The sequence below is a fragment of the Amphritea pacifica genome, assembly GCF_016924145.1.
Taxonomy (GTDB): Bacteria; Pseudomonadota; Gammaproteobacteria; order Pseudomonadales; family Balneatricaceae; genus Amphritea; species Amphritea pacifica.
The window spans coordinates 1-1416 of the sequence record NZ_JAFFZO010000075.1 but is presented as its reverse complement, the minus strand read 5'-3'; the positions used below and the strand labels follow the sequence as shown (position 1 = coordinate 1416).

Below are 1416 nucleotides of genomic sequence, written 5' to 3'. Positions count from 1 at the left end.
TGGATATTCAGGATACAGCTCGCTATAACGTCAGAATACAAATAAAGCGATTATCTTGCCCAGATATAGTAGGAATAAATGGCCCTGATTTTTTTGATTTAAAATATGCCTGTCCCAGAATATGCCAATTATCTTGCTCAGATATAGTAGGAATAAATGGCCCTGATTTTTTTGATTTAAAATATGCCTGTCCCAGAATATGTGCTCTATAACGTCAGATTAAAAATAAAGCGATTATCTTGCCAAGATATAATAGAAATAAATGGCCCTGATTTTTTTTGATCTAAAATATGCCTGTCCCAGAATATTTTTAAAACCAGTTAAGTATACAAACACTGCTGGTGAAAATGACGAAATCTGAGAAAAACTACCAAGACGTCCAGTGATATTTATGAATCAACTTTTCCTCTGAATCAAAACAAAATGAAAACTTACTAGGAGCAATCTTAACTTTGCTTTCATACCATACTTCTTTTACACAGCCCGGAATTATCTGATCTTCTGTTTTTTTGAAATCTGGTTCTACCCATGCAGTACCATCTGTTTCATAGCTAGGCTCTCCTGCAATATCAAGCAATTCGGAGTAACTACTTCCAATTTTTAATACCTCCATTGCTTCACTAGGTGTTTTCTTAAGGAACAAGATTAGAGCAGACGAAAAAATCAAACCAAAGATTGAGGTAATAGCAAATATACGTTTCATAACTCACTCAAAAAGGAGCACGGATCTAATACCATGCCCCTTTAAATTTTTTAATTAGGATTAAATTCCAACAAACCAGAAGGGATTTTGTCTGCCCCTTTAGGGATATTGTATGTTTTTCCACCCAATATTTGTTGCCACACTTCAGCTTGCCCAGTTACATCAGTTGGGAATGAGGGGCCAATAGTATATGGATCAAGCAAGCCAGCAGAAGAAAGCGCTTCATTAGTTCGCGTTGCACACGTATCTGTGGGATCAGGAATGTAACCCAAAATCCAAGGAGGCAGGTCATCTTTACTGCCCTTTAGATACTTATTAATCTCTTCTTCTTGTTTTAACGTAGTATCGATAACAATGACCACAGAATTCCTTTTTGGGGCTTCTCTTTGTAAATAATCGGTTAAGCTACTCCCAAGCTTGGTCGCATTCCCATAGCTATACATTCCATTTCCTGTCGTCGCTATTGCAGTGTGACCAAACGGATTACCACTGGTTATATAAGGGACAGGCATATTCTAAAAGCCTGATCTATACTGCTGATACCTCAAACAAGGATGTTAAGGAAATCATATGACCCGTGCCCGAAATCAGATTATTTCTACCGCAGACACTCCCTATTATCACTGTATTGCCCGCTGTGTTCGGCGGGCGTTTTTGTGTGGCGAAGACTCATTAACCGGACAGAGTTATGAACACCGTCGTCAATGGGTAAT

Annotated in this window: 3 protein-coding genes and 1 pseudogene; 2 read left to right on the top strand and 2 right to left on the bottom strand. The window is 38.2% G+C overall.

The window, feature by feature from the left end:
- Window positions 1-212: hypothetical protein (locus JW499_RS21425; RefSeq protein ID WP_205212491.1), on the top strand; the 212-nt coding region annotated here is incomplete at its 5' end.
- Between the two features lie 155 nt (window positions 213-367).
- On the opposite strand, the gene JW499_RS21420 is transcribed toward JW499_RS21425, so the two are convergent.
- Window positions 368-703: a hypothetical protein gene (locus tag JW499_RS21420; RefSeq protein ID WP_205212490.1), complete on the bottom strand. Its 336-nt coding sequence runs from the start codon at window positions 701-703 to the stop codon at window positions 368-370.
- Between the two features lie 50 nt (window positions 704-753).
- Window positions 754-1215, bottom strand: a complete 462-nt coding sequence (locus JW499_RS21415; RefSeq protein ID WP_205212489.1) for a hypothetical protein — start codon at window positions 1213-1215, stop codon at window positions 754-756.
- A gap of 58 nt (window positions 1216-1273) precedes the next feature.
- Here JW499_RS21415 and JW499_RS22560 point away from each other — a divergent pair.
- Window positions 1274-1416, top strand: a pseudogene (locus JW499_RS22560) (alpha-amylase family glycosyl hydrolase); the annotation flags it as partial.